The 1,822-nt window shown below is 36.2% G+C and carries 1 pseudogene; it reads right to left on the reverse strand.

Annotated features, from left to right (window positions below):
- Positions 1 to 1,822, reverse strand: a pseudogene (locus tag Q0935_RS15795) (hypothetical protein); the annotation flags it as partial.

Genomic DNA, 1,822 nt, shown 5'->3' on the forward strand with positions numbered 1-1,822 from the left:
CACATTCGATAGTTTCATCAACAACAGTACAATTAGTTAAATCTGGACCAGTAGTATCTTCTAGTGTAAGAGTTGCATTAAATGTGCTATAGTTCCCAGTAGCATCTGTTAGAGTATATGTAACAGTAATAGTACCACCAGCTCCACAAGTAGAAATAAGATTTCCAAAGGTGTAATCAGAAGTTACAATAAAATTATTATCGCACTCATCAGTTGCACAAGCTTCTAGAGCAGCAATATTTGCAGCATTCCAAGCAATAGCAATATTTTCATTATCAACACCACTACATTCTATTGTTTCGTCTAGAGTAACGCAGTTTGAAGTATCCGGAGGAGTTGTATCCTCAATTAAATCAGTTGTTGTTTGAGAAGTAGCATTAACTATTGTTCCGTTAGCAACATCCTGGGCAGTTACAGTTGCAGTATTAATTACTTCTGTAGCATCAATATCTATTTGTGTAACTAAATATGTAGCATTATAAATCCAAGTTTCTGTTAAATCCAATATTTGATCATTATTTACATCTCCAGAAACATAATTGATTGCAACGGATGGTATTACATTATCCAATAATGGGTCAGATATAATAACGTTTTCTAATGATACATCACCAGTATTTGTTATTGTAAATGTATATGTGATTGTTTCGTCAATTTCAGTACAGTTATTATTGTTATCGTTATTGAAAATTCCAGTTTTAACAATATTAAGACCAGGATTAGTAGGACAAAACTCAATACCCGTAGTACCATCGATAATAAAAGTATCGGTAGCTTGAGGAACAGCAACACCATCCGGATCCATACCATCAGCCGTTACCGTATTGGTAATGTTTTGTGTATCGATATCGTTTTGAGTTACGGTATAATTAGCAGGAATATACGTCCACGTTTCCGTAGGATTTAATAAACCATCACCGTTAGCATCACCAGTAGGTGTAACCGTAATTGCACCACCTAATAAGGCATCATTAATCGTTATGGTATTAATAGATACAGTACCCGTATTTGTTACTGTGAATGTATAAGTGACTTCACTACCTAATACTAAACAAGGATCACCATTAGCAATCGCTGCCGATTTTACAATGTTTAAACCATTAGTTGGCTCACAGAACTCAATACCCGTAGTACCATCGATAATAAAAGTATCGGTAGCTTGAGGAACAGCAACACCATCCGGATCCATACCATCAGCCGTTACCGTATTGGTAATGTTTTGTGTATCGATATCGTTTTGAGTTACGGTATAATTAGCAGGAATATACGTCCACGTTTCCGTAGGATTTAATAAACCATCACCGTTAGCATCACCAGTAGGTGTAACCGTAATTGCACCACCTAATAAGGCATCATTAATCGTTATGGTATTAATAGATACAGTACCCGTATTTGTAAGTGTGAATGTATAAGTCACTTCACTACCTAATACTAAACAAGGATCACCATTAGCAATCGCTGCCGATTTTACAATGTTTAAACCATTAGTCGGCTCACAAAACTCAATACCCGTAGTACCATCGATAATAAAAGTATCGGTAGCTTGAGGAACAGCAACACCATCCGGATCCATACCATCAGCCGTTACCGTATTGGTAATGTTTTGTGTATCGATATCGTTTTGAGTTACGGTATAATTAGCAGGAATATACGTCCATGTTTCCGTAGGATTTAATAAGCCATCACCGTTAGCATCACCAGTAGGTGTAACCGTAATTGCACCACCTAATAAGGCATCATTAATCGTTATGGTATTAATAGATACAGTACCCGTATTTGTTACTGTGAATGTATAAGTGACTTCACTACCTAATACTAAACA

The organism is uncultured Lacinutrix sp. (genome assembly GCF_947500605.1).
Lineage (GTDB): Bacteria > Bacteroidota > Bacteroidia > Flavobacteriales > Flavobacteriaceae > Lacinutrix.